The sequence below is a fragment of the Dyella sp. CR10 genome, from assembly GCF_055814425.1.
Genome location: NZ_CP185986.1, coordinates 2,483,960 through 2,509,566 on the forward strand (window position 1 = coordinate 2,483,960; position 25,607 = coordinate 2,509,566).

Sequence of the window (25,607 nt, forward strand, 5' to 3'; positions counted from 1 at the left end):
ACTACCTTCTTTGGACGTCTATACGTCTATTCCTCGAAGATAGCCGCCTCACCGCTTATGCCGGAAAGGATGTGTCGACATATGCACATGCCGTTTCCATTATTTCTGCGTTAAGGCCGGACACCCGGCCGCGCTCGCTCTCTCTCCTAAGCACTGGGCGATCGAGGCCCGTCGCCACGGCACAGAGGCCCGCCACGCCGGCTCCCCGTACAATCCCCCGATGACCAAGACCACCCTCCCCATCGAAGTCCGCGGCTCGGCCCGGCAGCCCCTGGGCATGAGCCCGGCCCAATTCCTGCGCGACTACTGGCAGAAGCGTCCCCTGCTGATCCGCAACGCTTTCCCCGATTTCACGCCTCCGCTGCAGCCGGACGACCTGGCCGGGCTGGCCTGCGAGGAAGAGGCGCTGTCGCGGCTGATCATCCATGACGCACGGCGCGACCGCTGGACGGTGAAGACCGGCCCGCTCAGCGAGGCGGACTTCGCCAAGACGCCCAGCGAAAACTGGACCTTGCTGGTGCAGGACGTGGACAAGTGGGACGCGGATGTGGCCGCGCTGCTGGAATCGTTCCGCTTCCTGCCGAGCTGGCGGGTGGACGACATCATGATTTCGTATGCCGAGCCCGGTGGCGGCGTGGGCGCGCACGTGGACCAGTACGACGTGTTCCTGCTGCAGGGGCTGGGTCAGCGCCACTGGGCGATCAGCGACGATCCCGCCGCGCCCACCGAGTTCCGCGACGACGTGGAACTGAAACAGCTCAAGCACTTCGAGCCCACCCACGAGTGGCTGCTGGAACCGGGCGACATGCTTTACCTGCCGCCCGGCGTGCCGCATGACGGCGTCGCCTTCGGCGGCCCCTGCATGACCATCTCGGTGGGCATGCGCGCGCCCTCGCGCGCCGAACTCACCGGCGACCTGGCCGATTACCTGGCCGAGCGCCTGCCGGACGAAGCGCGCTACGCCGATCCGGATCTCAAGCCCGCCCGCGCTACCGGCGAGATCGACCGCGACGCGCTGGCGCGGGTGCGTGAGGCCCTGCCCTTCGCGCAGTTGGACGATGCCACCCTCACCGACTGGTTCGGCCGTTTCATCACCCGCTACCGCGTGGCGCGTACGCCGGCGGTTCCGGCCAAGGAAACCACCGACGCCGCGCTGGCCAAGCTGCTTGGCGAGGGTGCGCAGCTGCTGCGCCATCCCTGGGCGCGTCTGGCCTGGGCCAAGGGCAAGGGCGGCGCCACGCTGTTCGCCAATGGGCAGGCCTATCCGGCGCCTGCCGAGCTGGCCGAGCTGCTGTGCGCCGAACGCGAGCTGGCCTTCGGCGGCAAGCTCGGCGCCGCCGACCGCGCGCTGTTGCTGGCACTGGTCAACGATGGCCACCTGATTCCCCACAAGGCGCGCCGCCGGTGAACCTGCAGGATTTCCACCTCGAGCCCGCCGACTGGGCGCGCGAGCGCGACCGCGAGGCGCTGCGCGAGATCCGGCTGGAAGTGTTCGTGCACGAACAGCAGGTGCCTGAAACCCTGGAATGGGACGAGCTGGACGAGCCTTCGATCCATGTCCTGGCGCGCGACGCGGCCGGTCAGCCGATCGCCTGCGGTCGCCTCACCCCTGCGCACAAGATCGGGCGCATGGCGGTACGGGCACCCTGGCGCGGCGCCGGCGTGGGCGCGGCGATCCTGCGCGAGCTGGTCGTCCGGGCGCGGGCCCTGGGCTGGCCGGAGGTGTCGCTGGACGCGCAGGTGCAGGCGATCCGCTTCTATGAGCGCGAGGGCTTCGTGGCGCATGGCGAGGTGTTCGACGATGCCGGCATCCCGCACCGGACCATGACGCTCGCGCTGGCCGGCGATGCCCGCCCGGCACCGGCAACCTTACCGGCGACCCTCGCCATCGGCGACCGCGACGCGCTGGACGAGGCGCGCCTGCAGCTCCTGCGCGGCGCCCGCTACCGCCTGGCGATCTACCAGCCGGCGCTGTCCGCCGATAGCTATGCCGGCGTTGCCGAGATGGACGAGCTGCGCCGCATCGCCACCTCCGGGCGCGGGGCGGAGATCCGCGTCCTGCTGCACGACGCGGCCGCGGCACTGCGCGACAGCCACCGGCTGATTGCGCTGGCACAGCGCCTGCCCAGCGCGGTGCTGATCCGCGTACCAACCGAAGAACTCGATCTGGCGTACACCTCGGCCTATCTGCTGACCGATGCCGGTGGCTATCTGTTCCAACCCGAGGCCGCCAGGCCGCGAGGGCGCGCATCCTTGGCCGACCGGGCCGGCCAGGCCCCGCTGCTGCAGCATTTCGACGAGGTGTGGGAGCGTTCGGCGCGCGCCACCGCACTGCTGCCGCTGGGCCTCTGACCTTTCCGGCTGAACGCCAACCGGCTCGTGGCATCGGGCCGTCAGCACGCGGCTCCGTGCCGGCGAGCCGCTGCAAACCGCATGGCTACGACGATGGTCGGTACCCCCGCCTCTCGAAAAGGCAACCGCCAACCCCACTTTTATCCCGTTTGCCGGGTTGCCGCTGTGCAGCACCCCGGGGCTATAATTAACAGGATTTTTCCCCGCCATCCGCCAGGCCGACGGATGGCTGCAGGCCTCCCTTCCCTCACCGGTGGTGACGTGAGCACAAATCTGATTCGCGAGTTCTTCGATTCGTCCCAACTCGCCGGCGGCAACGCCGATTATGTCGAGCAGTTGTATGAGTCCTGGCTGGCCGACGCCTCGTCGGTACCCGCCGAATGGAACCAGTACTTCCAGACTTTCAAAGGCCGCGAGTCCGGGGACGTGCCCCACTCCGCGGCCATTGCGCGTATTGAGGCCGCACAAAAGCAGCGCGCCGTCGCCGCCGCTCCGATGGACGACGAGCACGCGCGCAAGCAGGCAGCCGTGCTGCGCATCCTCACCGCCTATCGCTCGCGCGGCCACCTGGCCGCCGACCTCGATCCGCTGGGCCTGGCCGAGAAGCTGCCCGCCCCGGATCTGGGCCTGGCCTTCCACGGCCTGAGCGATGCCGATCTGGACACCGAATTCGACTGCGGCAACTTCGCCGGCGGCGGCCAGCGCATGAAGCTGCGCGACCTGCTGGCGCGCCTGAAGAAGGTGTACACCGGCACCATCGGCGCCGAGTTCATGCACATCAGCAACCATGAACAGCGCAACTGGATCTATACCCGCCTGGAGAAGGCCGGCGGCAGCGCCGGGCTGGACAAGACGAGCAAGCAGCGCCTGCTGGCCGAGCTGACCGCGGCCGAGGGCCTGGAGCGCTACCTGCACACCAAGTACGTCGGCCAGAAGCGCTTCTCGCTGGAAGGCGGCGACAGCCTGATCCCGATGGTGGACGACATCGTCCGCACCGCCGGCGACAACGGCATCAAGGAAGTGGTCATCGGCATGGCCCACCGCGGCCGCCTCAACGTGCTGGTCAACATCCTGGGCAAGCCGCCGAAGACGCTGTTCAACGAGTTCGAGGGCAAGTTCGAGCATCCGGACGACCCGGCGCACTCGGGCGACGTGAAGTACCACATGGGCTTCTCCGCCGACGTCAAGACGCCCAACGGCGGCGTGCACGTGGCGCTGGCGTTCAACCCGTCGCATCTGGAGATCGTCAATCCGGTGGTGGCCGGCTCGGTGCATTCGCGCCAGATCCGCCGTCGCGACGGCGATCGCCAGCAGTCGATGGCCGTGCTCATCCATGGCGACGCCGCGCTGGCGGGCCAGGGCGTGAACATGGAGCTGTTCAACATGTCGCAGGCCCGCGGTTTCAAGATCGGCGGCACCCTGCACATCGTGGTGAACAACCAGGTGGGCTTCACCACGTCCAACCCGCAGGACGCGCGCTCCACGCTGTACTGCACCGACCTGGCCAAGATGGTCAATGCGCCGGTGCTGCACGTGAACGGCGACGACCCGGAAGCGGTGATCCAGGCCACGCGCCTGGTCTACGACTTCCGCAAGCAGTTCCGCAAGGACGTGGTGATCGACCTAGTCTGCTATCGCCGCCACGGCCATAACGAGGCCGACGAGCCGGCCGCGACGCAGCCGGTGATGTACCAGATCATCCGCGCCCGCCCGACCACACGCGATCTGTACGCGCAGAGCCTGGTCAAGGAGGGCGTGATCGCCGACGGCGACGGCCAGAAGCTGGTCGAGGAATACCGTTCGCGCCTGGAAGCCGGCAACCCGATGACCGAGCTGACGCAGGCACTGGTCAAGGACATCGAGGTGGACTGGAACCAGTTCATCGGCGGCAAGCTGTCGACCCAGACCGACACCGGCGTGCCCAAGGGCAAGCTGGTGGAACTGGCCAGCAAGATCCTGGAGATGCCCGGCGACATCACGCTGCAGTCGCGCGTGGCCAAGATCTACGACGACCGCCGCAAGATGGCCGCGGGCGAACTGCCGGGCGACTGGGGCTTCGCCGAGAACCTGGCCTACGCCACCCTGATCGACCAGGGCTACAACCTGCGCCTGGTCGGCCAGGACGTCGGCCGCGGCACCTTCTTCCACCGCCACGCAGTGCTGCACGACCAGAAGGACGGGCACACCTTCATGCCCCTGGCCATGCTGCGCGACAACGCCAGCGTGGAGGTGATCGACTCGCTGCTCAGCGAAGAGGCGGTGATGGCCTTCGAATACGGCCACGCCACGACCGATCCTTACACGCTGCACATCTGGGAAGGCCAGTTCGGCGACTTCGCCAACGGCGCGCAGGTGGTGATCGACCAGTTCATCAGCTCGGGCGAGGCCAAGTGGAACCGCCTGTGCGGCCTGGCGCTGTTCCTGCCGCACGGCTACGAAGGCCAGGGTCCGGAGCATTCCTCCGCGCGCCTGGAGCGCTTCCTGCAGCTGTGCGCGCTGGACAACATGCAGGTCTGCGTGCCCACCACGCCGGCCCAGGCGTTCCACATGATTCGCCGCCAGATGGTGCGCCCGACGCGCAAGCCGCTGATCGTGATGACGCCCAAGTCGCTGCTGCGCCACAAGCTGGCGATCTCCACGCTGGACGAGCTGGCCAGCGGCGAGTTCAAGCTGGTGATCGGCGAGCACCGCGATCTGCCGGCCAAGAAGGTCAAGCGCGTGGTGCTGTGCTCGGGCAAGGTCTACTACGACCTGCTGGAAGATGCCGAGAAGCGCGGCCTGACCGACGTCGCCATCGTGCGCGTCGAGCAGCTGTATCCGTTCCCGCGCCCGGAAGTCACGGCCGAACTGGAAAAGTATCCTTCCGCCAAGGAAGTGATCTGGTGCCAGGAAGAGCCGATGAACCAGGGCGCCTGGTTCCAGATCCGCCATCACCTGCAGGCTTGCGTCGGCAGCAAGCAGAGCCTGTCCTACGCGGGACGCGCTCGCTCGCCGGCACCGGCCGCCGGACATCTCAACACGCACGTCGCCGAGCAGACGGCACTCGTCGAGCAGGCGCTGGTCGCGCCGATCGGCACCGACCACGCGGCAGAATAAGACTCCTGAATAGTGCGGCCATGGATGGCCGCTTTTGACGTTGGCGTTCACGGATGAACGCACTTACTAAGGAAACAACATGTCTATCGAAGTCAAAGTCCCCGTCCTGCCCGAGTCCGTCTCCGACGCCACCATCGCCACCTGGCACAAGAAGGTCGGCGACGCCGTCAAGCGCGACGAGAACCTGGTCGACCTCGAAACCGACAAGGTGGTGCTGGAAGTGCCTGCCCCGGTCGACGGCGTGATCAAGGAGCTCAAGTTCAACTCCGGCGACACCGTGACCAGCCAGCAGGTGATCGCGGTGATCGAGGAAGGCGCCGTGGCCGCCGCGCCGGCTCCGGCCGCTGCCGCCCCCGCCGCTGCACCGGTGCCCGCCGCCGCGCCTGCCGCCCCGAAGGCCGCCGCCGGCAACGCCGACCTGTCGCCGGCCGGCCTGCGCGTGGCCACCGAGCAGAACATCGACGCCTCCAAGGTCGCCGGCACCGGTCGCGATGGCCGCGTGACCAAGGAAGACCTGGTCAATTACGGCAAGGGCGCTGCCGCTCCGGCCGCCGCCGCGCCGGCGGTGAAGCCGACCCCTGGCGCGCGTCCGGAAGAGCGCGTGCCGATGACCCGCATCCGCGCGCGCATCGCCGAGCGTCTGATGCAGTCGAAGAATTCGATCGCCATGCTCACCTCGTTCAACGAAGTGAACCTGGCCGAAGTCGCCAAGATGCGTAAGACGCTGGGCGAGCAGTTCGAGAAGTCCAACGGCGTGAAGCTCGGCTTCATGAGCTTCTTCGTCAAGGCCGCCGCCGAAGCGCTGAAGCGCCATCCGATCGTCAATGCCTCGGTCGATGGCAACGACATCGTCTATCACGGCTACCAGGACATCTCGATCGCCGTGTCCACCGACAAGGGCCTGGTGACGCCGGTGTTGCGCGACGTGCAGAACATGAGCTTCGCCGACGTCGAGAAGGGCATCGTCGAGTACGCCCAGAAGGCGCGCGCTGGCAAGCTGGGCCTGGACGACCTGCAGGGCGGCACCTTCACCATCACCAACGGCGGCACCTTCGGTTCGCTGCTGTCGACCCCGATCGTGAACCCGCCGCAAAGCGCCATCCTGGGCATGCACACCATCAAGGAGCGCCCGATTGTCGAGAACGGCCAGGTGATCGCCGCGCCGATGATGTACCTGGCGCTGTCGTACGACCACCGGATCATCGACGGCAAGGACGCGGTGCTGTTCCTGGTGGACATCAAGAACCAGCTGGAGAATCCGCAGCGCATGCTGCTGGGTCTCTGAGCTTGCATGTGAGCGTTCGCGCTCCCATGTACGAAGCTGTGGCGGCGAGCAGATGCGAAAAGCCCCTGCTCGCCGCATCACCTCCCCCGCTTCATCCTGACGTGCGCCTGGCGACGTCACGCAGCAAGGAACAACCATGAGCGACAAATTCGACGTCATCGTCATCGGCGCCGGCCCGGCCGGCTACGTGGCCGCGATCCGCGCCGCGCAGCTGGGCCTGAAGACCGCCTGCATCGACGCCTTCACCGGCAAGGACGGCAAGCAGGCTCTCGGCGGCACCTGCCTCAACGTGGGCTGCATCCCGTCCAAGGCGCTGCTGGATTCCTCCAAGCAGTTCCACAACCTGACGCACAACTTCGCGGTGCATGGCATCAGCGCCGACAACGCGAAGATCGACGTGGCCACCTTCATTGGCCGCAAGGACAAGATCGTCAAGCAGTTCACCGGCGGCATCGGCCAGCTGTTCAAGGCCAACAAGGTCACGCCGTACTTCGGCACCGGCAAGCTGCTCAAGGGCAACAATGTCGAGATCACCGCGCCGGACGGCAGCAAGCAGACCATCAGCGCCACCAACGTGATCCTCGCCTCCGGCTCGGTGCCGATCGAGCTGCCGTTCGCCAAGTTCGACGGCAAGAACATCGTCGACAATGCCGGCGCGCTGGATTTCCCGGAAGTGCCCAAGCGCCTCGGCGTGATCGGTGCCGGCGTGATCGGCCTGGAGCTGGGCAGCGTGTGGAATCGCCTGGGTGCGGACGTGACCATCCTGGAAGCCCTGCCGGACTTCCTCTCGGTGGCCGACGCCGACGTGGCCAAGATCGCCGCCAAGGAATTCGCCAAGCAGGGGCTCAAGATCAAGCTGGGCGCCAAGCTGACCAAGGCCGAAGTGAAGGGCAACGAAGTGGCCCTCACCTATGAAGACAAGGACGGTTCGCACGAGCTGACGGTCGACAAGCTGCTAGTGGCCGTGGGCCGCCGCGCCTACACCGCCGGCCTGCTGGCCGACGACACCGGTGTGAAACTGGACGAGCGCGGCCGCATCGTGGTCGACGAGCACAACCACACCGGCGTGGACGGCGTGTGGGCCATCGGCGACGCCGTGCGCGGCCCGATGCTGGCGCACAAGGGTTCCGAGGAAGGCGTGGCAGTGGCGGAGTGGATCGCCGGCAAGGCCGGTCACATCAACTTCGACACGATTCCGTGGGTGATCTACACCGAGCCGGAAATCGCCTGGGCAGGCAAGACCGAGAAGGAACTGAAGGACGCCGGCATCCCGTACAAGGTCGGCACCTTCCCGTTCGCCGCCATCGGCCGCGCCGTGGCGATGAACGAGGCCATCGGCCAGGTGAAGATGCTCGCCCATGCCGAGACCGATCGCCTGCTGGGCGTGCACATGGTCGGCCCGGGCGTGTCCGAGCTGATCGCCGAGGCCGTGGTGACGATGGAGTTCAAGGGCTCCGCCGAAGATCTGGCCCGCATCGTCCATGCGCATCCGACGCTGTCGGAGGCCGTGCACGAGGCCGCCCTGTCGGTCGACAAGCGCGCCATCCACAAGGGCAACTAAACGCCCGCCGCAAGGCCATCCGCGGCCCGCTCGTGGCGACATGGGCGGGCCGCGCTGTTTTTCCGGCCCGACGGCGCGATCGCCGGGCTTCACGCCTTCGCCACCCACCCCTGGCTCTTATTTCCCTTTTCCGGAGACGCCTATGCCCCGCCCCACTGCTCTTTGCGTCTATTGCGGCTCCAGCCCGGGCGGCGATCCCGAATACGTCGAGAAGGCCCGTGCCTTCGGCACCGAGATGGCCAGGCGCGGCATCGCGCTGGTCTACGGCGGCGGCAAGGTCGGCCTGATGGGTACGGTCGCCGACGCAGTGCTCGCCGCCGGCGGCCAGGCCATCGGTGTGATTCCGCGCCAGCTGGTGGAGCGCGAAGTGGCGCACGCGGGACTGACCAAGCTCGAGGTGGTGGAAACCATGCACGAGCGCAAAACGCGCATGTTCGAACTGGCCGATGCTTTCGTCGCCCTGCCCGGCGGTTTCGGCACCATGGACGAGATGTTCGAAATGCTGACTTGGGCACAACTCGGGTTGCACAGCTACCCGTGCGCGTTCCTCGACGTGCGTGGCTACTACCGCCAGTTGCGCGGCATGCTCGATCACATGGTGGACGAGCGTTTCGTGCGCGCCGAGCAGCGCGACAGCGTATGGTTCGGCGATAGCATGGAGAAGTTGTTCCACTGGATGGAGCACTACGAGGGCCAGTACCTGCCCAAGTGGATCGACCGCAGCATCGTCGAAGCCTGAGCCGCCAGCCCGCGCCAACGGAGACACCCGCCATGACCGATCATCAGTTCCGCGCCTTCCGCATCCACAATGACGCCTCCGGCTACCGCGGCGGCATCGAGACGATGAGCACGCAGGCGCTGAGCGCGGGCGAAGTGCTGGTGAAGGTGGCCTACTCGTCGGTCAACTACAAAGACGCGCTGGCCGGCACCGGCGAAGGCAAGATCCTCCGCCAGTATCCGCTCAACGGCGGCATCGATGTCGCCGGCACCGTGGTGGCCTCCGCCGATCCGTCCTTCAAGGAAGGCGACGCGGTGCTGTGCACCGGCAGCGGCCTGTCCGAAACGCGCGACGGTGGTTATGGCGAATACGCCCGGCTGGATGCGCGCTGGACCATCCCTTTGCCGAAGGGCCTGAGCCTGCGCGAGAGCATGGTGATCGGCACGGCGGGTTTCACCGCCGCGCTGGCCCTGCTGCGCATGCAGGACAACCGCCAGACGCCCGCACTAGGCCCCATCGCCGTGAGCGGCGCGTCGGGCGGCGTGGGCATGCTGGCGATCGACATCTTCAGCCGCGCCGGCTACGAAGTGCACGCCATCAGCGGCAAGAAGGACCATTTCGATGTTCTGCGCGGCCTGGGCGCGACCGAATGCATCGACCGGCACCAGCTCGCCTTCAGCGGCAAGCCGATGGATTCGGCCCGCTTCGGCGGCGCGCTGGACAATGTCGGCGGCGCCATGCTCGCCGGCCTGCTGCCACTGGTGGCGCCCTACGGCAACGTGGCGATCTGCGGCAATGCGGGCGGCATCGACTTCCAGAGCACAGTGATGCCTTTCATCATCCGCGGCGCCAGCCTGCTCGGCATCGCTTCGGCCGGCACCCCGCGGGACATCCGCGATCGCGTATGGCAACACCTGTCCGACGACTGGAAGCCGCGGCACCTGGAGCGCATCGCCACCCGCGAGGTGACCCTGGAGCAATTGCCCGGCGTGTTCGGACACATGCTGGCGGGTGAGTCCTTCGGTCGCACCATCGTGCGATTGCAGGCTTGATTCCGAACCTGAACAGACTTGGAAGAGCCGCTAACGCGGCTTAGAATCCTCCGAAACAACAAGGGGACCCCCACCTTATGGCACGTATTCTGATCGTCGACGATTCGCCGTCGCAGTTGCTTGGCATCAAGCGCATCGTCGAGAAGCTGGGGCATGAGACCCTGACTGCGGAAGACGGTGCCGCCGGCGTCGAAGTCGCCAAGCGCGAGAAGCCCGACCTGATCCTGATGGACGTGGTCATGCCCAATCTCAACGGTTTCCAGGCGACGCGCACCATCAGCAAGGATCCGGAGACCCAGCACATCCCGGTGATCCTGGTGACCACCAAGGACCAGGAAACCGACAAGGTCTGGGGCTTGCGCCAGGGCGCCAAGGCTTACGTCACCAAGCCGATCAAGGAAGAAGAGCTGGTCGAGACGCTGAAGGGGTTGCTGCCGGCCTGAACCGCCAGCGAGTCATCAGCTAAAAAAAAACGGCGCCCAAGGGCGCCGTTTTTATGGCTCGCCGTCCCGGCCGAGGCCGGAACGGCTGAGGTCAACGCCGCGGATCGAATCCTTCGAATGCATCGCGCAAGGCCTCGTACGCCTCGCGCTGCGCCTCCGTCTCCGCCGGCGGCGTGCGGATGGACAGCTCCACCAGCTGATCGCCCGGCTGTGGACCCGGCATGCCACGCCCCTTCAGACGCAGCTTGCGACCGGACTGCGAACCGGCGGGAATGCGCAGGTCCACCGCGCCGGCCAGTGTCGGCACCGGCACCGTGGCGCCCAGCGCGGCTTCCCATGGCGCGATCGGCAGCACGTGCAGCACGTTGCGTCCCTCAAGGCGGAAGCGGGCGTCGTCGCGGATATGCACTTCCAGCAGCAGGTCGCCATTGGGGCCGCCGTTGCGGCCGGAATGCCCCTGTCCGGACAGGCGGATCACCTGCCCGGTCTGGATGCCGGCGGGGATCTTCACTTCCAGCACGCGTTCGTTGCCGCTGCCGTCGTGCAGCGCCACTCGCGTACGACCGCCATCGAACGCGGTCTGCAGTTCGATCTGCACCTGCGCCTGGATATCGTTGCCGCGCATCGCACGCGGCGCACCGCGTGCCGCGCCGGCGGCGCCGCGACCGAACAGGCTCTCGAAGAAGTCGCTGAAATCGCCGCCATGGCCCATGTCGCCGACATCGAAACCGTGGCCCTGTCCCCAGCCCGGCGGCGGGCGGAACTGCTCGCCGCCGCGGTAACCGCCGGCGCGCAGGTTGTCGTAGGCGCGACGCTTTTCCGGGTCGCGCAACACTTCGTTGGCCTCGTTGATGGCCTTGAACTTCTCTTCGGCGCCCGCTTCCTTGTTCTTGTCCGGATGATATTTGCGGGCGAGCTTGCGATAGGCCGACTTGATGTCGGCCTCGCTGGCGTCCGGCTTCACGCCCAGGATCTCGTAATAATCTTTGAATTCCACCGCCACTCCCCGGCAACTGGTTCAAGCAACGCGGACGGCCCGCTGCGGATCATGGTCCGCAGCGGGCCGCAGCCGCAACACTGGTCGACGACTCAGTGCGTGGTTTCGATGGTAATGCGCCGCGGCGCGGTCTCTGCCCGCTTGGGGATGGAAACCTCAAGCACGCCATGGCGGCCATACGCGGTGATGCCCTCGGCATCGGCGCCATCAGGCAGCGCGAAGCGGCGGAAGAAGGCGCCATGCGCGCGCTCCTGGCGGGTGACACGGCCGTTCTCGACCGTCTCCTGCTTGCGCTCGCCCTTGATGGTGAGCACACCCTTGTCCATGCTCACCTCGATCTGGGCCGGGTCGATGCCCGGAATGTCGGCGAGAATCACGTAGCGCTGCTCGTCTTCCTTGATGTCCACGCGCGGCGCCCAGTGCGCGGCCGCGCCACGGTTCGGATCGACTTCGTCGGGATTGAACAAGCGGTCGACGGCCTGGCGGAAATCGCCCAGGGCATGGTTGTTCCAGGAAAGATTGCGTCCCAGGTACATGGGGCTGTCCTCTCGAAATGGTTGCGGTGCCATCACCGCCTGCGTCCTAGATAGGTGCGGGCCGGATCGATTCAAGACGACAGCTGCGGCCGCCAGGCGCTAGCATCCGCGCATTCATTTGATGCTTGGGAATTCACATGACGATCCAGATCGGCCAGCCGCTACCCGACCTCGAACTGAAAGCGATCGTCGGCGGCGAGATCCAGTCCCGCCGGACGTCCGAATGCTTCGCGCATCGCAAGGTGGTGCTGTTCGCCGTGCCGGGCGCCTTCACCCCTACCTGCTCCAACAAGCACCTGCCCGGGTATGTGCAGCATTACGCCGAGTTCCAGCAGCGCGGCGTGGACGTGGCCTGTCTGGCGGTCAACGATGCCTATGTGATGCAGGCCTGGGCGCGCGACCAGCAGGTGCCACCCGGCATGCTGATGCTTGCCGACGGCAACGGCAGCTTCACCCTGGCTCTGGGACTGCAACTGGATGGCGCCGCCTACGGCATGGGACTGCGCGCGCGCCGCTTCGCGCTGTATGCGGAGGATGGCGTGGTCAGGCAGCTCCACCTTGAGGCGCCAGGAGAATTTCGCGTGTCCAGCGCAGAAGCGATGCTAACGGCGCTGGACGGATGAAACGCCCGGCATTCCCGTGGGCCGGCCGCGGGCGCACCGCTCGCGGCAAGGCACTGGTACGCAAACCGGTTCTTGCGCACCGTGCCGCACTGACGTTGGGGGGGACGGCATGAAGATCATCTCGGTCATCGGTAAGCCCCTGGCCATGCTGACCCTTACAGGCGCCGTATCGTGGTCGCCTTCCCTATTCGCAGAGCAACATCCGCAACAGTCCGGCACAGCCCCGCTCGCCACGGGGTTCGATGTGCAGGTGCCCTGGCAGCCGTCGCCGGCGCGCATCGGGCAGGCATGGCAGCTGGCCTACGAGCTGCATCTGACCAATTTCGCCAGCGCGCCGTTGCGCTTGCGCCGGCTCGCTATCGTGACGGCGGATACCGGCGAGGTTCTTCGCCAGTACGACGAGCGCGATTCCCTGCCCGCCTTGAGTTCCATGCTCGGCAGAACCGATCTGCCGCGCGGACATGGCGATCTCCTGACCATTCCTCCCGGCATTCGCACTGTGGTCTATATCAACCTTCCGATCGCGTCACCGCCGCCTGCGGGAATCCGCCTGACGCATCGACTGGAGGCCGAAGAAACAGAAGGCGAACACCGCGCCATCAGCATCGAGGGAGGATCGATAGCGCTCTCCTCATGGCCATCGCCGGTGGTACTCGCGCCGCCGCTTCGAGGAGGCTATTGGGCTGCCATCTACGACGCATCGTGGCCACGCGGCCACCGCCGCACGCTGTACGCGGTGGCGGGAGCGGTGCACATCCCCGGCCGCTTTGCGGTGGATTGGATCAAGGTCGATTCGGCGGGACGCTACACCACGGGCGATGCCACCATGGCGACTCACTGGATGGGCTATGGCGAAGATGTCCTGGCCGGCGCCGACGCCACGGTGGCCGCTGCGGTCGATGGCATGCCGGAACCGGACAGGGTCGATCCGGGCAAGCCGACACACGTGTCCTTGCAGGATGCCGCCGGTAATTATGTGAGCCTCGATCTGGGCCATGGCCAGTACGTGTTCTACGAACATCTGCAGACCGGAAGCATCGCCGTGAAGGCAGGCCAGAAAGTCCGGCGCGGCGACGTCATCGGCCGCCTGGGCTATAGCGGCGAAACGACCGGGCCTCATTTGCACATGCATGTGGCCGATCGCAACGACCCGTTGAACGCGGAAGGGCTTCCCTTCGTACTGGACCGCTTCGGCTGGTTCGGCGAGTACGACTCCATCGAACGATTCGCGCAGGAAAAGCCGTGGCGACCTTCCGCCATCGGCGTGAGGCAGGAAGCACTGCTTCCCAGGCCCTTGTCCGTCGTGACCTTTGAACCGCCGTATTTCCCCTTCAAACGTCAGGTCGAGCCGCGGGCAAGCCGTACCAGACCACAAGATTGATCGCGAATGGCTGGCTGCAAGAACCGATGTGCGAGCCTCTTGGGTAAGAAATGTCTAATTGAATATTCTTATTTCAACGCGTACATGTCTGGTCACCGTCATTGCTTTGGAGGCCGCCATGAACACGCGTTTCCGCAAGTCATTGCTGCTCGCTTCATTCGTCACCACTGCTGCGCTTTCCTTGGCCTCGCATGCCGACAACCGCAGCCTTGGCCAGATCCATTTCATAGGTTCGATCGTCGCCCCTACGCTTCCGGGACAACGATTCGTCGCAGGCTTGCTGCCGTCTTCGACGGAACCGCGCGTCGCCCATGTAGGCACCGAATCCGTTCGCCATGCCTTGACGCGATTACCCATCGATCTGCTCGATTACTTCGCGACCTACGCCAACGGGAGCGCAAAGCTCGTCACTGCCGTGTATCCGTGACATCGTCGGCAGGTTCGATGCACCGGAACGCCGCACTTTAGCTCCCGCCCCGGACGGTCGTCCTTCAAGGGCAAACACCATGGGAGCTCACGCTTGATCCATCCACACAAGGCCATCGCCACACTTATCGCGGCCGCGCTGGTGACAGCATCTACGACGGCATGCGCCGGTGAGCCAGGCGGGACCATCCATTTCCGCGGCGCCATCGTCGTGCCGACAGATTCCTTGCGCCGCCTGCACGGCTCTCACCCGGCGTCGGCGACAACGTCTTTGCATATCGGCAGGGAGTCGATCGGCGCTACCGAATGGCCATCTGATCTGCTGGAGTACTTCGCAGACTTCGCGCCTGAAGAAGCGGAAATCGTCACCGCCAGCTATCACTGAGTCCTGCCGGAAAATCCGCACGCTAAAAAAAACCGCCTGCCGCAAGGCAGGCGGTTGACGTATCAGGCAAGCCGGCCGCGACGACCGGCGAGGCCCTACTCCTCGGTCGGCGTCTCGGCGTCGCCCGGCGCTGCCGCGCCGTCCGTCGCTTCGCCCGGCGTGCCGGCGATGCCACCGTCCACGTCGTCGCCATTGCTTTCCGTTTCTTCCTCCGCGTCCAGGCGCACCACGCTGACCAGCGATTCCTCGGCCGGCAAGCGGATCAGGGTCACACCCTGCGTATTACGGCCGAGCTGCGAAACCTCTGCCACGCGGGTGCGCACCAGAGTGCCCTGATTGGAGATCAGCATCAGCTCGTGCGCATCGGTGACCTGGACGGCGGCGACCAGGCCACCGTTACGCTCGGAGCACTGAATGCCGATGACGCCCTGCGTACCGCGCCCCTTCTTGGGGAACTCGTCGAGCACAGTGCGCTTGCCGTAACCGCGTGCTGTGGCGGTGAGAATGTCGCCAGTGGGCTCGGCCACGATCAACGACACCACTTCGGCGCCATCGGCCAGCTTCATGCCGCGCACACCCGTGGCGGTACGGCCCATTGACCGCACTTCGCCTTCGTCGAAGCGCACTGTCTTGCCGTTGGAGGCAAACAGCAGCACGTCGCTGTTGCCGTCCGTCAGCGCGACATTAACCAGCGCATCGCCCTCGTCCAGGTTGATGGCGATCTTGCCCTTCTGCAGCTGGAAGGCGAACTCGTTGAGCGGCGTCTTCTTCACCGTGCCCTGCTTGGTGGCGAAGAACACGTAGCGGTCGTCGCTGTACTCACGTACCGGCAGCACGGCCTGCACCTTCTCGCCCTGAGCCAGCGGCAGCAGGTTCACCATCGGTTTGCCGCGCGCGTTCGGGCCGGATTCCGGCATCTGGTACACGTTGAGCCAGTACACGCGACCGGTGCTGGTGAAGGTCAGCAGCGTGTCATGGGTGTTGACCACCCACAGCTGCTCGACGAAATCCTCGTCCTTCAGCGCGGATGCCGAACGACCCTTGCCGCCGCGGCGCTGCGCCCGGTACGTGCTGGCCGGCTGGCGCTTGACGTAGCCGGTATGCGACAGCGTGACCACCACGTCTTCGGGCGCGATCAGGTCCAGGACGTTGAGATCTTCCTGCGAATGCTGGATCTCGGTGCGGCGCGCATCGCCGAACTCTTCCTTGATCACTTCGAGCTCGGAGCGGATCACCGCCAGCAGCTTTGCCGGATCTTCGAGGATCTCGATCAGGCCGCGGATGGTCTCGAGAATCTCGCGGTATTCGTCGGAGAGCTTTTCCTGCTCCAGGCCGGTCAGGCGGTGCAGGCGCATGGCCAGGATTTCCTGGGCCTGCGCGTCGGACAGCTGGTAGCCGTCGGCCTTCAGGCCGTCGCGCGGATCCATGTCTTCCGGACGCGACGACTCGGCGCCGGCCGCGGCCAGCAGCGTCGCCACCATGCCCGGCTGCCACTTGCGCGCCAGCATGCGCTCGCGCGCCTCCTGCGGCGAAGCGGAGCTGCGGATCAACTCGATCATCTCGTCGATATTGGCCAGCGCGACGGTGAGGCCTTCGAGGATGTGCGCACGGGCGCGCGCCTTGCGCAGTTCGAAAATGGTGCGGCGAGTGACCACCTCGCGGCGGTGGCGGATGAAGGCCTCGAGGATGTCCTTGAGGTTCAGCAGGCGCGGCTGGCCGTCCAACAGCGCGACCATGTTGATACCGAACGTCACCTGCAGCTGGGTCTGCTGGAACAGGTTGTTCAGGACCACGTCGGCCATCGCGTCGCGGCGGATCTCGATCACCACGCGCATGCCGTCCTTGTCGGACTCGTCGCGCAGCTCGCTGATGCCCTCGAGCTTCTTCTCCTTCACCAGCTCGGCGATCTTCTCGATCAGGCGAGCCTTGTTCACCTGGTACGGCAGCTCGGTGACGATGATCGTCTCGCGGCCGTTCGACTCGGTCTCGATCTCGGTCTTGGCGCGCACCAGGATGCGACCGCGGCCTGTCCGGTATGCCTCGACGATGCCGGAGGAGCCATTGATGATGCCCGCGGTCGGAAAATCCGGGCCGGGGATGTATTGCATGAGATCGTCGACCGACAGCGACGGATCGTCGATCAGGCCGATGGTCGCCGCGATCACCTCGTTGAGGTTGTGCGGCGGCACGTTGGTGGCCATGCCCACCGCGATGCCGGCGGAGCCGTTGACGAGCAGGTTCGGCACGCGGGTGGGCAACACCAGCGGCTCGCTCTCGCTCTCGTCATAGTTGGGACCGAAATCGACGGTCTCCTTGTCGATGTCGGCGAGCAGCTCGTGCGTGAGGCGCGCCATGCGCACCTCGGTGTAACGCATGGCTGCGGCGTTGTCGCCGTCGACCGAGCCGAAGTTACCCTGGCCGTCCACCAGCATGTAGCGCAGCGAGAACGGCTGCGCCATGCGCACGATGGCGTCGTAGACGGACGCATCGCCATGCGGATGGTATTTACCGATGACGTCACCGACTACGCGGGCGGACTTCTTGTAAGGCTTGTTCCAGACGTTGCTCAGTTCGTTCATCGCGAACAGTACGCGACGATGAACGGGCTTGAGGCCATCGCGGACGTCCGGAAGGGCGCGGCCCACGATCACGCTCATCGCGTAATCGAGGTAGCTCTGGCGCATCTCATCTTCGATGTTGACGCGGATGACTTCTTTGGCGAGTTCTGCCATCAATCGGCTTCCCTGATGAAGAAAAAGGGCCGCGCCGCGCGCGCTTCAGGCGCTCGCGCATCAGGCCCGGATGGAACCGTTGAAGTGTAACAGAAATACCGTCCGAAAGACAGTATTTTGACCAATGGAATCAAGGGTTTACGCGGAGCTTTTGGAGCCCTTGAAAAGCACCCCTCGCGCTGTCGAAAAATTGACCAGCGCCGCCACCACCGAACCGGCCGCCACGGCGACCGCAGGCCAGCGGTGAAGGCCGGGGAAACTGATCAGCATGGCGGCGAACGTGGCGTAATTGACCAGCGCGCCGGCCGTCATCAATCCCATCCAGTGCAGCCATTCCAGGTGCCACGGACGGCCGCTGGAACGATGGGCGAAGGTGTACTGGCGGTTCCACCACCATGTCGCCGTGGCCGCCAGGAGGAAGGACACCACGCGGGCCACGTAGGCATTCCAGTCGGCGAACGCCACCAGGCTCTGTACGACGCCGGCGTCCACGACGAAGCCGATCACGCCGCCGACGAAGAACAGCCCCGCTTCGCGGCGAAGCTTCATGAGCCGAACATCGCCTGCATGGCGAGCGCGCTCGGCCGCTCGATGACGCCGCGCTCGGTGACGATGGCATCGATCAGTTCCGCCGGCGTCACGTCGAACACCGGATTCCACGCCTCGGCACCCTCGACTACGGTGCGCTGCCCGGCCACCGCCAACAGCTCGGCCGGATCGCGCAGTTCAATCTCGATCGCCTCGCCGGACGGCGTGGCCATGTCCACGGTGGAGGACGGCGCCACTACCATGAACTTCACGCCGTGGTGGCGTGCGGCAATGGCCAGCTGATAGGTGCCGATCTTGTTGGCGGTATCGCCATTAGCGGCAATGCGGTCCGCGCCGACGATCACCCATTGCACCGCACCGGAGCGCATCAGATGCGAAGCCGCCGAATCGGCGATCAACCGGGCCGGAATGCCGTCGCGCACCAGCTCCCACATGGTCAGGCGCGCGCCCTGCTGCCAGGGCCGCGTTTCGCCGGCGTAGACCTGCTCGATGCGCCCTGCACTGACGCCCGCGCGGATCACACCGAGCGCGGTGCCGAAGCCCGCGGTCGCCAGCGAGCCGGTATTGCAATGCGTAAGCACGCCCGAATGCGGCGCGATCAGCGCGGCGCCCAGTTCGCCCATGTGGCGGTTGGCGGCCAGATCTTCGTCCTGGATGGCCTGCGCTTCGCGCTCGAGCGCCGCAGCATCTGCACCCGTGGTCGCAATGCAGGCCTTCATGCGATCCAGCGCCCACATCAGATTGACGGCGGTGGGGCGCGCAGCCCGCAGCTGCGCCAGTGCGGGCTCCAGCGGTGCGCCCTGCTTCGCCGCCAGTACCACGCCCCAGGCCGCGGCGATGCCGATGGCCGGCGCACCGCGCACGGCGAGGTCGCGGATGGCCTGCGTCACGTCCGCGGCATCGCGGCAGTCGATCCAGCGCTCTTCGCGCGGAAGCAGCCGCTGGTCCAGCAGGCGCAGATGATCGCCGCGCCACTGCACGGCGCGAATTCGGTCGTAACGGTCGTAATCGATGGTCATGAAAAACACTGGCTCATGCGGTGGCGAACGTGCGCCGGCGCGGCACGCCAAGCGCCCGCCCCGCGGGTGGACTCAGGTGTCCTGCGGCATCACCAGCCACAGGACCAAGTAGATAAGGATACCGGAGCCGCCGGCCATGGTCAGAACGATCCACAGCAGACGGACGATGGTGACGTCCCAGCCGAGGTATTCGGCGATACCGCCACATACGCCGGCCAGCATTTTCTGGCGACTGGAACGGCAAAGACGCTTTTCGCTGTTCATGCTCTCCCCCTCGATGACATTCAGTCCCTGGACCGCAACCACTGGTGGATCGCCGGCGGCACTTCGCGCTGGGCGCGACTGGATACATAGATGCCGATATGCCCGCCCTTGAAGGCCAGCTGCGTGTAATCGGTCGTACCCACGTGCTTGCCCAGCGCACGCGATGCATCCGGCGGCACCAGATGATCCTGCTCGGCGAAAATATTCAGCACGGGCTGCGTGATCATGCCCAGGTCCACCGGTTGCCCGCCGATGGTCAGCGTGCCCTTCACGAGCTTGTTGCCCTGGTAGAAGTCCTTGATGAACTCGCGGAAGGCTTCGCCGGCCTGGTCCGGCGAGTCGAAGATCCAGCGCTCCATGCGCAGGAAGTTCTCCATCTCTTTCCGGTTGTCCAGCAGCTCGACCATGCTCACGTACTTTTGCTGGTTCAGGCGCACCGGTTTCAGCGTGAGGTAGACCCAGTTCATCAGCTCGGCGGGGATGTTCCCCAGCGTATCGACGAACAGATCCGCATCAAGGTTCTGCACCCAGTGCGAGAGCATGTTGTCAGGCGTGTGGTAGTCCACCGGCGTGACCATCGTGATCAGGTTCTTGACCTTCTCCGGATGCATCGCGGTGTAGCACAGAGAGAAGGCGCCGCCCTGGCAGATGCCGAGCAAGTTGACCGCACCCAGCCCGTGCCGTGCGCGCACGGCATCGACGCAACGATCCAGATAGCCGTTGAGGTAGTCGTCCAGCGTGAGCCAGCGGTCGGCGCCGTCCGGATAACCCCAGTCGATCAGATAGACGTCCTCGCCCTGTTCCAGCAGGTTGCGCACCAGCGAACGGTCCGCCTGCAGGTCAGTCATCCACACGGTATTGACCAGAGCGTACACAATCAGCAGCGGTGTCTTCGAGGTCGGCGCGCCATGGCCTTTCATGTGCCAGACGGTGAGCTTGTCTTCGCGATAAATGGCTTCGCGCGGCGTGTTGGCGTAGTCGGGCTCAGACATGCCGCGCAGGCTTTCCATGCCGGCGGCCAGCTTGCGCTGGAAGGCGGCGACTTCGCCGAGGACCTTGGCCGGATCGATGCGTAGAGGAGTGAACATGCTTGATCCTTACTTGCGCTTGCGCTGGGTGCCGCGTGCGGAAACGGTCTTGGCCGAGCGGCGGGCCGGCGGCTTACGCTTGGTCTGGCCATCGCCGAGCGAGTCGGATACGACTTTCTTGGGAGCCGGCGGCGCCGCTTCGCCCTTGCTGGCCAGCTTGCGCTTGAGTGCGGCCACTTCGGCGCGCAGCGCGTCCAGTTCGCGATCATCAGCGGCCTTGGGTGCGCGGGCTCCCGTGGACGCGGCACGCATCTCGCGGCGAAGCTCCTGCACACGCTTGCCGAGCGAATCGACCTCGCTGCGCGTGGGCATGCCCAGCTCGCGGCAGACGGATTCGACCTGCTGCTGCTGCAACTGACGCACGTGCATCTGTGCGTTGACCATCGCGCCGTACGCTTCGCGGAATTCATCGGACAAGGCGATGTCGGCGTAAGCGTCTTCGACCGCATCGACCCAGAGGTCGTACAGCGCTTTCAGGGATTCCACCTGGCGCCCCGGCTCCGCATGGGTTCCGAGCTTCGCCTGCAGGCGCTCGAAACCCTCCGCGTTCGCGCGAAGGATCAGGGCCTGGTAGCGGGCGGAGGTGTCGAGGTAAGCGCGAATGGCGTCGGCCAGCGCCTGCTGCTGCAGCTGGCGTTCGCGCGTGTAGCCAAAAGCCGGCGCGTCGCTGAAACCGGCCCCCGGGGCACCGAAAGGCGATTGCGCGGCGGCTTGCAGCCAGGCTTGCCACTGTTGCGCGAAACCATGCGCCGCGGCGTTGTCGATCCCGGCGAAGGCTTGTGCGAACGGCTGGCTGGCGCCCGTGAAAAGCTGCCGCAGCGATTGCTGCCAGTCATCCTGGCCGACACCCGCCACGCCGCCGGTCGCGGCCGCCTGCAGCCAGTCCGAGTAGCTCTTCAAGCCGCCAAGGGCGCGCGAAAGCAGGTCGTCGGAAGCCGGTGGCGCGGCAGGGTGATGCGCCAGTTGCAGCGATCGCATCCATGCATCCCACGATTGCTGCGCCCATGCCTGATATTGCTTCATCACATCGTTGGCCTGATCGCTCATGCGCATCCTCCTGATCTACGCAGGCATCGTAGCAAAAGCGATCCACCGGCACTCCCGTGACGCATCGGCGAAAGCCCGAAAAAAAGAAGGCCCGGCATAGCCGGGCCTTCGGTTCCAACCTATGTCCGAGGAGGACTCAGGCGCCCTCTTCCTCGGTCACCGCCTTCATGGACAGGCGGATGCGGCCCTGCTTGTCCACTTCCAGCACCTTGACCTTGACGATGTCGCCTTCCTTCAGCTTGTCGGACACCTTTTCCACGCGCTCGTTGGAAATCTGCGAGACATGGACGAGACCGTCCTTGCCCGGCAGGATCGTCACGAAGGCGCCGAAGTCCATCAGCTTGGCGACCTTGCCCTCGTAGATGCGGCCCGGTTCGACGTCGGAAACGATCTGCTCGATGCGCTTCTTCGCTTCGTCCGCCGCTAGGCGGTTGACCGAGGCGATCACGACCGTGCCGTCGTCGCTGATATCGATGGTGGTGCCGGTCTCTTCGGTGATCGAGCGGATGGTGGCGCCGCCCTTGCCGATGACTTCGCGGATCTTGTCCGGATGGATCTTGATGGTGAGCAGGCGCGGGGCGTACTCGCTCATCTCCGAACGCGGCTCGCTGATCACCTTGGCCATCTCGCCGAGGATGTGCAGGCGACCACGCTTGGCCTGCTCCAGCGCCACCTTCATGATCTCTTCGGTGATGCCGTCGATCTTGATGTCCATCTGCAGCGCGGAGACGCCATCGGCGCTACCGGCCACCTTGAAGTCCATGTCGCCGAGGTGATCCTCGTCGCCCAGGATGTCGGACAGCACGACGAAGTCGTTGCCTTCCTTCACCAGGCCCATGGCGATGCCCGCCACCGGCGCCTTCAGCGGTACGCCGGCGTCCATCATGGCCAGCGAGGAGCCGCAGACCGAAGCCATCGAGGAGGAACCGTTCGACTCGGTGATCTCCGAGACCACGCGCAGCACGTACGGGAACTCTTCGATGCTCGGCTTGACCGCCTGCACGCCACGCTTGGCGAGACGGCCGTGGCCGATCTCGCGACGCTTCGGCGCGCCGAAGCGGCCGGCCTCGCCCACCGAGAACGGCGGGAAGTTGTAGTGGAACAGGAAGGGATCCTTCGACTCGCCTTCCGGCGCGTCGATGATCTGCGCGTCGCGGGTGGTGCCTAGCGTGGCCACGACCAGCGCCTGGGTCTCGCCGCGGGTGAACAGCGCCGAGCCGTGGGTACGCGGCAGCACGCCGACGCGCACCGTGATCGGGCGGACGTCGTCCAGCTGGCGGCCGTCGATGCGCACCTTGGTCTTCAGCACGCTATCGCGCATGGTGTGGTATTCGAGATCGCCGAATTCCTTCACCAGGTCGGCGACCGGCCAGGCATGCTGTTCGGCCTCGGACTTGAGCGACGCGAGCAGGTCGGCCTTGATCGCGGCGATGGCGTCGCGGCGCTGCAGCTTGTCGCGCACCTGGAAGGCTTCTTCCAGCTTGTTGCCGACGAAGCCGCGCACGGCGGCGGCCAGCGACTCGTTGCGCGCCGGCGGCTGCCAGTCCATCGACGGGCGAGCGGCCTCGGTGGCCAGCTCGGCGATCGCACGGATGGCGGCCTGCATCTGCTGGTGACCGAACACCACGGCACCCAGCATCACTTCTTCGCTGAGCAGCTTGGCTTCGGATTCGACCATCAGCACCGCATTGGAGGTGCCGGCCACGACCAGATCGAGGTCGGAGGTCTTCAGCTCGGCGGCGGTCGGGTTGAGCAGGTACTTGCCGTTGGCGTAACCGACGCGGGCGGCGCCGATCGGTCCCTTGAACGGAATGCCGGCGAGGCTCAGGGCGGCGGACGCACCGAGCATGGCCGGGATGTCGCCGTCGATCTCGGGGTTCAGCGAGAGCACCTGGGCGATGATCTGCACTTCGTTCTTGAACTCCTCCGGGAACAGAGGACGAACGGGGCGATCGATCAGGCGGGAGGTCAGCGTTTCCTTCTCGGTCGGACGGCCTTCGCGCTTGAAGAAGCCGCCCGGGATGCGACCGGCGGAATAGAACTTTTCCTGGTAGTCGACGGTGAGCGGGAAGAAATCCTGCCCCTCTTTCGCCTTGGCAGCCGCCACGGCGGTCACCAGGACCACCGTGCCGCCCATGCTGACCATGACGGCACCGGAAGCCTGGCGGGCGATTTCGCCCGTCTCCAGTGTGACTTCGTGATTACCGTACTGGAATGACTTGGTTACTTTCGCCACTTTGATGTCCTTGTCCGATTAACGGCGCAGGCCGAGGCGTTCGATGAGTGCCTGGTAGCGTCCCTGATCGTTTTTCTTCAGGTAGCCCAGCAGGCTCTTGCGCTGGTTGACCAGCTTGAGCAGACCGCGGCGGGAATGATGATCCTGCTTGTGGGTCTTGAAGTGGTCGGTCAGATGGTCGATGCGGGCCGACAGCAGGGCCACCTGGACTTCCGGCGAACCGGTGTCGTTCGGCGCGCGGCCGAAATCAGCAATGATCTTGCCGGTCTGTTCAGCAGTAAGGGACATGGGTTTCTCTTCCTCAAAAACGGGTGCGAAGCTTGCGCAACGCCACTGGATGACGTTGCGCAAGCTCCGCCTTGGATGAATAAAGCTCTAGGAACAAGCGGCATATTCTACCGAGCCGGCCGGTCGTACAACAAGACCATGACAATCACGCGATTAGCGTCGTCATGGCCCTGCGGATGCCTGAATGGGCAAATTGAAGCCGCGCTGGATGCGCAGCGTGCCGTCCGGGTCTACTTCGCACAAGGCCAACGGACGGTTATCCGGCGTGAACGCCGCATAGGCGCCGGCGGTCACTCCCTGGATCTGGATCCTGCGCCCCTTAGAGACGGCCAGGCTCTGCTCCTGATCCAGCCGGAGCGCCGGCCACCCGGCCAGACCGGCTGCCAGCGGCAGCACCAGCGTATCCATGATGGCGTCGCCCTGCGCGGCGACCTCCGCCAGCTGCTCCAGGGTGACCATGACGGGCTGCCGGAACGGCTCGACCCACAGCCGACGCAGCGCGGTCAGATGCGCGCCGCAGCCAAGGGTCTCGCCCAGATCCGCGGCCAGGCTGCGAATGTAGGTACCCGAGCCACACTCCACTTCGACGACCAGCGTATCCGCGCTCCGCGACAGCAGTTCGAGGCGATGCACCTCGACTTCGCGCGGCGTGGCCTGCACGGCCTCGCCCCGACGGGCCTTCAGATACAGCGGTTCGCCGCCCTGCTTGAGGGCGGAATAGACCGGCGGAACCTGAACGATCCGCCCGCGAAACCCCGCCAGCGCGGCTTCCACGGTGACATCGTCCATGGTGGGAACCGGCCGCCGCTCCAGCACATCGCCCTCGAGGTCACCGGTCGTGGTCGTCGCGCCGAGGCGTACTTCGGCACGGTAAGCCTTGCGCGCTCCCAGCAGGCTCCCGGCGATCTTGGTCGCCTCCCCCAGACACAGGGGCAAAAGGCCGGTCGCCAGCGGATCCAGCGCGCCAGTGTGCCCGCCCTTTTCGGCGCGCAGCAGGCGCCTGGCCTTCTGCAATGCCTGGTTGGAGCTCAGCCCCAGCGGCTTGTCCAGGAGCAGAATGCCGTGGAGATCACGGAAACGGATGCGGCCCATCAATCTTCGTCGTCTTTTCCGCCGTCCGTACCGAGATCGCGCGCCTCCTGGCGCAGCAGCGCTTCGATGCGCTCGCCCTTGTCGACGGAATCGTCGTACTTGAAGCGCAGCTCCGGTACGCGACGAATGCGCATGCTGCGCGACAGCGAACGGCGGAATTCCACGGCCAGTTCGTTCAAGGCCTTGACTGCCTCCTTGGACTGCTCCGGCAGAAGCGCGGTCACCCACACCGTCGCCCAATCCAGGTCGCGGGTCACCTCGACGTCCGACACGCTCACCGACGGCAGCCCGTGGTCGCGTACCGCGGCGTGGACCAGCAGGCCCAGTTCGCGGCGCAGTTCGGCACCGACACGGTCGGTGCGCTTGAAATCGCGTGAGGGCATGGAGCCTCCTTACCGCCACCATCCGCGGCGGACAATGCGCTGCCGGACCCGGCA

The 25,607-nt window shown here is 65.8% G+C and carries 24 protein-coding genes; 12 read left to right on the forward strand and 12 right to left on the reverse strand.

Annotation, left to right across the window (positions count from 1 at the left end; all coding sequences use genetic code 11):
- Positions 1–220: 220 nt before the first annotated feature.
- The 8 genes from ACNR9O_RS11115 to pilH all read left to right on the forward strand — a co-directional run bounded on the left by ACNR9O_RS11115 (position 221) and on the right by pilH (position 10,507).
- Positions 221–1,408 carry a JmjC domain-containing protein gene (locus ACNR9O_RS11115; protein WP_473680555.1) on the forward strand — a complete coding sequence of 396 codons (1,188 nt, stop codon included), beginning with the start codon at positions 221–223 and terminating at the stop codon, positions 1,406–1,408.
- A complete protein-coding gene (locus tag ACNR9O_RS11120) occupies positions 1,405–2,352 on the forward strand; it encodes a GNAT family N-acetyltransferase (protein ID WP_473680553.1) in 948 nt (315 codons plus the stop codon). Before ACNR9O_RS11115 ends, ACNR9O_RS11120 begins: the two co-directional genes overlap by 4 nt.
- Before the next feature lie 261 nt (positions 2,353–2,613).
- Positions 2,614–5,448, forward strand: coding sequence for a 2-oxoglutarate dehydrogenase E1 component (locus ACNR9O_RS11125; protein ID WP_473680551.1), 2,835 nt, complete (start codon positions 2,614–2,616; stop codon positions 5,446–5,448).
- Positions 5,449–5,527: 79 nt separating this feature from the next.
- Positions 5,528–6,733 carry a dihydrolipoyllysine-residue succinyltransferase gene (sucB, locus tag ACNR9O_RS11130; RefSeq protein WP_473680550.1) on the forward strand — a complete coding sequence of 402 codons (1,206 nt, stop codon included), beginning with the start codon at positions 5,528–5,530 and terminating at the stop codon, positions 6,731–6,733.
- Between the two features lie 136 nt (positions 6,734–6,869).
- The gene (gene lpdA / locus ACNR9O_RS11135) at positions 6,870–8,294 is read left to right on the forward strand and encodes a dihydrolipoyl dehydrogenase (RefSeq protein ID WP_473680548.1); all 1,425 of its coding nucleotides are present in this window, start codon (positions 6,870–6,872) and stop codon (positions 8,292–8,294) included.
- Between the two features lie 142 nt (positions 8,295–8,436).
- The gene (locus ACNR9O_RS11140; protein ID WP_473680546.1) at positions 8,437–9,033 is read left to right on the forward strand and encodes an LOG family protein; all 597 of its coding nucleotides are present in this window, start codon (positions 8,437–8,439) and stop codon (positions 9,031–9,033) included.
- A 32-nt stretch (positions 9,034–9,065) separates the two neighbouring features.
- Entirely contained in the window at positions 9,066–10,064 is a 999-nt protein-coding gene (locus ACNR9O_RS11145) for an oxidoreductase (protein WP_473680544.1), read from the forward strand.
- Between the two features lie 77 nt (positions 10,065–10,141).
- Positions 10,142–10,507, forward strand: a complete 366-nt coding sequence (gene pilH / locus ACNR9O_RS11150; protein ID WP_026634409.1) for a twitching motility response regulator PilH — start codon at positions 10,142–10,144, stop codon at positions 10,505–10,507.
- A 91-nt stretch (positions 10,508–10,598) separates the two neighbouring features.
- Here pilH and ACNR9O_RS11155 read toward each other — a convergent pair whose 3' ends face one another.
- Both ACNR9O_RS11155 and ACNR9O_RS11160 read right to left on the reverse strand, forming a co-directional pair.
- Positions 10,599–11,504 carry a DnaJ C-terminal domain-containing protein gene (locus ACNR9O_RS11155; protein WP_473680541.1) on the reverse strand — a complete coding sequence of 302 codons (906 nt, stop codon included), beginning with the start codon at positions 11,502–11,504 and terminating at the stop codon, positions 10,599–10,601.
- A gap of 92 nt (positions 11,505–11,596) precedes the next feature.
- A complete protein-coding gene (locus ACNR9O_RS11160; protein WP_473680539.1) occupies positions 11,597–12,040 on the reverse strand; it encodes an Hsp20/alpha crystallin family protein in 444 nt (147 codons plus the stop codon).
- A 137-nt stretch (positions 12,041–12,177) separates the two neighbouring features.
- On the opposite strand from ACNR9O_RS11160, the gene ACNR9O_RS11165 reads away from it, so the two are divergent.
- From ACNR9O_RS11165 to ACNR9O_RS11180, 4 genes are all read left to right on the forward strand, one after another.
- A complete protein-coding gene (locus tag ACNR9O_RS11165) occupies positions 12,178–12,663 on the forward strand; it encodes a redoxin family protein (RefSeq protein WP_473680537.1) in 486 nt (161 codons plus the stop codon).
- A 109-nt stretch (positions 12,664–12,772) separates the two neighbouring features.
- Entirely contained in the window at positions 12,773–14,044 is a 1,272-nt protein-coding gene (locus ACNR9O_RS11170) for a M23 family metallopeptidase (protein WP_473680535.1), read from the forward strand.
- A 118-nt stretch (positions 14,045–14,162) separates the two neighbouring features.
- Complete coding sequence (locus ACNR9O_RS11175; protein ID WP_473680533.1) at positions 14,163–14,471, forward strand: hypothetical protein; 309 nt, start codon at positions 14,163–14,165, stop codon at positions 14,469–14,471.
- A gap of 93 nt (positions 14,472–14,564) precedes the next feature.
- Positions 14,565–14,855, forward strand: coding sequence for a hypothetical protein (locus ACNR9O_RS11180; protein ID WP_473680531.1), 291 nt, complete (start codon positions 14,565–14,567; stop codon positions 14,853–14,855).
- 95 nt (positions 14,856–14,950) lie between these two features.
- Here ACNR9O_RS11180 and gyrA read toward each other — a convergent pair whose 3' ends face one another.
- The 10 genes from gyrA to rbfA form a co-directional block, all read right to left on the reverse strand.
- Complete coding sequence (gyrA, locus tag ACNR9O_RS11185; protein WP_473680529.1) at positions 14,951–17,587, reverse strand: DNA gyrase subunit A; 2,637 nt, start codon at positions 17,585–17,587, stop codon at positions 14,951–14,953.
- 138 nt (positions 17,588–17,725) lie between these two features.
- A complete protein-coding gene (locus ACNR9O_RS11190) occupies positions 17,726–18,136 on the reverse strand; it encodes a GtrA family protein (RefSeq protein ID WP_473680527.1) in 411 nt (136 codons plus the stop codon).
- Positions 18,133–19,155 carry an S-methyl-5-thioribose-1-phosphate isomerase gene (gene mtnA / locus ACNR9O_RS11195; RefSeq protein ID WP_473680525.1) on the reverse strand — a complete coding sequence of 341 codons (1,023 nt, stop codon included), beginning with the start codon at positions 19,153–19,155 and terminating at the stop codon, positions 18,133–18,135. The genes ACNR9O_RS11190 and mtnA overlap by 4 nt, the downstream gene beginning before the upstream one ends.
- 72 nt (positions 19,156–19,227) lie before the next feature.
- Positions 19,228–19,419 (reverse strand): PspC domain-containing protein, encoded by a 192-nt coding sequence (locus tag ACNR9O_RS11200; RefSeq protein ID WP_473680523.1) that lies wholly within the window; start codon positions 19,417–19,419, stop codon positions 19,228–19,230.
- A gap of 20 nt (positions 19,420–19,439) precedes the next feature.
- Positions 19,440–20,507: a class III poly(R)-hydroxyalkanoic acid synthase subunit PhaC gene (gene phaC, locus ACNR9O_RS11205; protein WP_473680521.1), complete on the reverse strand. Its 1,068-nt coding sequence runs from the start codon at positions 20,505–20,507 to the stop codon at positions 19,440–19,442.
- Between the two features lie 9 nt (positions 20,508–20,516).
- Positions 20,517–21,554 (reverse strand): class III poly(R)-hydroxyalkanoic acid synthase subunit PhaE, encoded by a 1,038-nt coding sequence (gene phaE / locus ACNR9O_RS11210; protein ID WP_473680519.1) that lies wholly within the window; start codon positions 21,552–21,554, stop codon positions 20,517–20,519.
- 136 nt (positions 21,555–21,690) lie between these two features.
- The gene (gene pnp / locus ACNR9O_RS11215; RefSeq protein WP_473680517.1) at positions 21,691–23,790 is read right to left on the reverse strand and encodes a polyribonucleotide nucleotidyltransferase; all 2,100 of its coding nucleotides are present in this window, start codon (positions 23,788–23,790) and stop codon (positions 21,691–21,693) included.
- An 18-nt stretch (positions 23,791–23,808) separates the two neighbouring features.
- Entirely contained in the window at positions 23,809–24,078 is a 270-nt protein-coding gene (gene rpsO / locus ACNR9O_RS11220; protein ID WP_473680514.1) for a 30S ribosomal protein S15, read from the reverse strand.
- 162 nt (positions 24,079–24,240) lie between these two features.
- Entirely contained in the window at positions 24,241–25,170 is a 930-nt protein-coding gene (truB, locus tag ACNR9O_RS11225) for a tRNA pseudouridine(55) synthase TruB (RefSeq protein WP_473680512.1), read from the reverse strand.
- Positions 25,170–25,553 (reverse strand): 30S ribosome-binding factor RbfA, encoded by a 384-nt coding sequence (gene rbfA, locus ACNR9O_RS11230; RefSeq protein ID WP_473680510.1) that lies wholly within the window; start codon positions 25,551–25,553, stop codon positions 25,170–25,172. The genes truB and rbfA overlap by 1 nt, the downstream gene beginning before the upstream one ends.
- Positions 25,554–25,607 lie beyond the last annotated feature (54 nt).

Excerpts from the sequence above, each read along its gene's own strand:
- ACNR9O_RS11115 (WP_473680555.1), top strand. The coding sequence starts at position 221 with ATGACCAAGACCACCCTCCCCATCGAAGTCCGCGGCTCGGCCCGGCAG.
- sucB (WP_473680550.1), top strand. The coding sequence starts at position 5,528 with ATGTCTATCGAAGTCAAAGTCCCCGTCCTGCCCGAGTCCGTCTCCGAC.
- lpdA (WP_473680548.1), top strand. The coding sequence starts at position 6,870 with ATGAGCGACAAATTCGACGTCATCGTCATCGGCGCCGGCCCGGCCGGC.
- ACNR9O_RS11140 (WP_473680546.1), top strand. The coding sequence starts at position 8,437 with ATGCCCCGCCCCACTGCTCTTTGCGTCTATTGCGGCTCCAGCCCGGGC.
- ACNR9O_RS11145 (WP_473680544.1), top strand. The coding sequence starts at position 9,066 with ATGACCGATCATCAGTTCCGCGCCTTCCGCATCCACAATGACGCCTCC.
- pilH (WP_026634409.1), top strand. The coding sequence starts at position 10,142 with ATGGCACGTATTCTGATCGTCGACGATTCGCCGTCGCAGTTGCTTGGC.
- ACNR9O_RS11160 (WP_473680539.1), bottom strand. The coding sequence starts at position 12,040 with ATGTACCTGGGACGCAATCTTTCCTGGAACAACCATGCCCTGGGCGAT.
- ACNR9O_RS11165 (WP_473680537.1), top strand. The coding sequence starts at position 12,178 with ATGACGATCCAGATCGGCCAGCCGCTACCCGACCTCGAACTGAAAGCG.
- ACNR9O_RS11170 (WP_473680535.1), top strand. The coding sequence starts at position 12,773 with ATGAAGATCATCTCGGTCATCGGTAAGCCCCTGGCCATGCTGACCCTT.
- ACNR9O_RS11175 (WP_473680533.1), top strand. The coding sequence starts at position 14,163 with ATGAACACGCGTTTCCGCAAGTCATTGCTGCTCGCTTCATTCGTCACC.
- gyrA (WP_473680529.1), bottom strand. The coding sequence starts at position 17,587 with ATGGCAGAACTCGCCAAAGAAGTCATCCGCGTCAACATCGAAGATGAG.
- ACNR9O_RS11190 (WP_473680527.1), bottom strand. The coding sequence starts at position 18,136 with ATGAAGCTTCGCCGCGAAGCGGGGCTGTTCTTCGTCGGCGGCGTGATC.
- mtnA (WP_473680525.1), bottom strand. The coding sequence starts at position 19,155 with ATGACCATCGATTACGACCGTTACGACCGAATTCGCGCCGTGCAGTGG.
- ACNR9O_RS11200 (WP_473680523.1), bottom strand. The coding sequence starts at position 19,419 with ATGAACAGCGAAAAGCGTCTTTGCCGTTCCAGTCGCCAGAAAATGCTG.
- phaC (WP_473680521.1), bottom strand. The coding sequence starts at position 20,507 with ATGTTCACTCCTCTACGCATCGATCCGGCCAAGGTCCTCGGCGAAGTC.
- phaE (WP_473680519.1), bottom strand. The coding sequence starts at position 21,554 with ATGAGCGATCAGGCCAACGATGTGATGAAGCAATATCAGGCATGGGCG.
- rpsO (WP_473680514.1), bottom strand. The coding sequence starts at position 24,078 with ATGTCCCTTACTGCTGAACAGACCGGCAAGATCATTGCTGATTTCGGC.
- truB (WP_473680512.1), bottom strand. The coding sequence starts at position 25,170 with ATGGGCCGCATCCGTTTCCGTGATCTCCACGGCATTCTGCTCCTGGAC.
- rbfA (WP_473680510.1), bottom strand. The coding sequence starts at position 25,553 with ATGCCCTCACGCGATTTCAAGCGCACCGACCGTGTCGGTGCCGAACTG.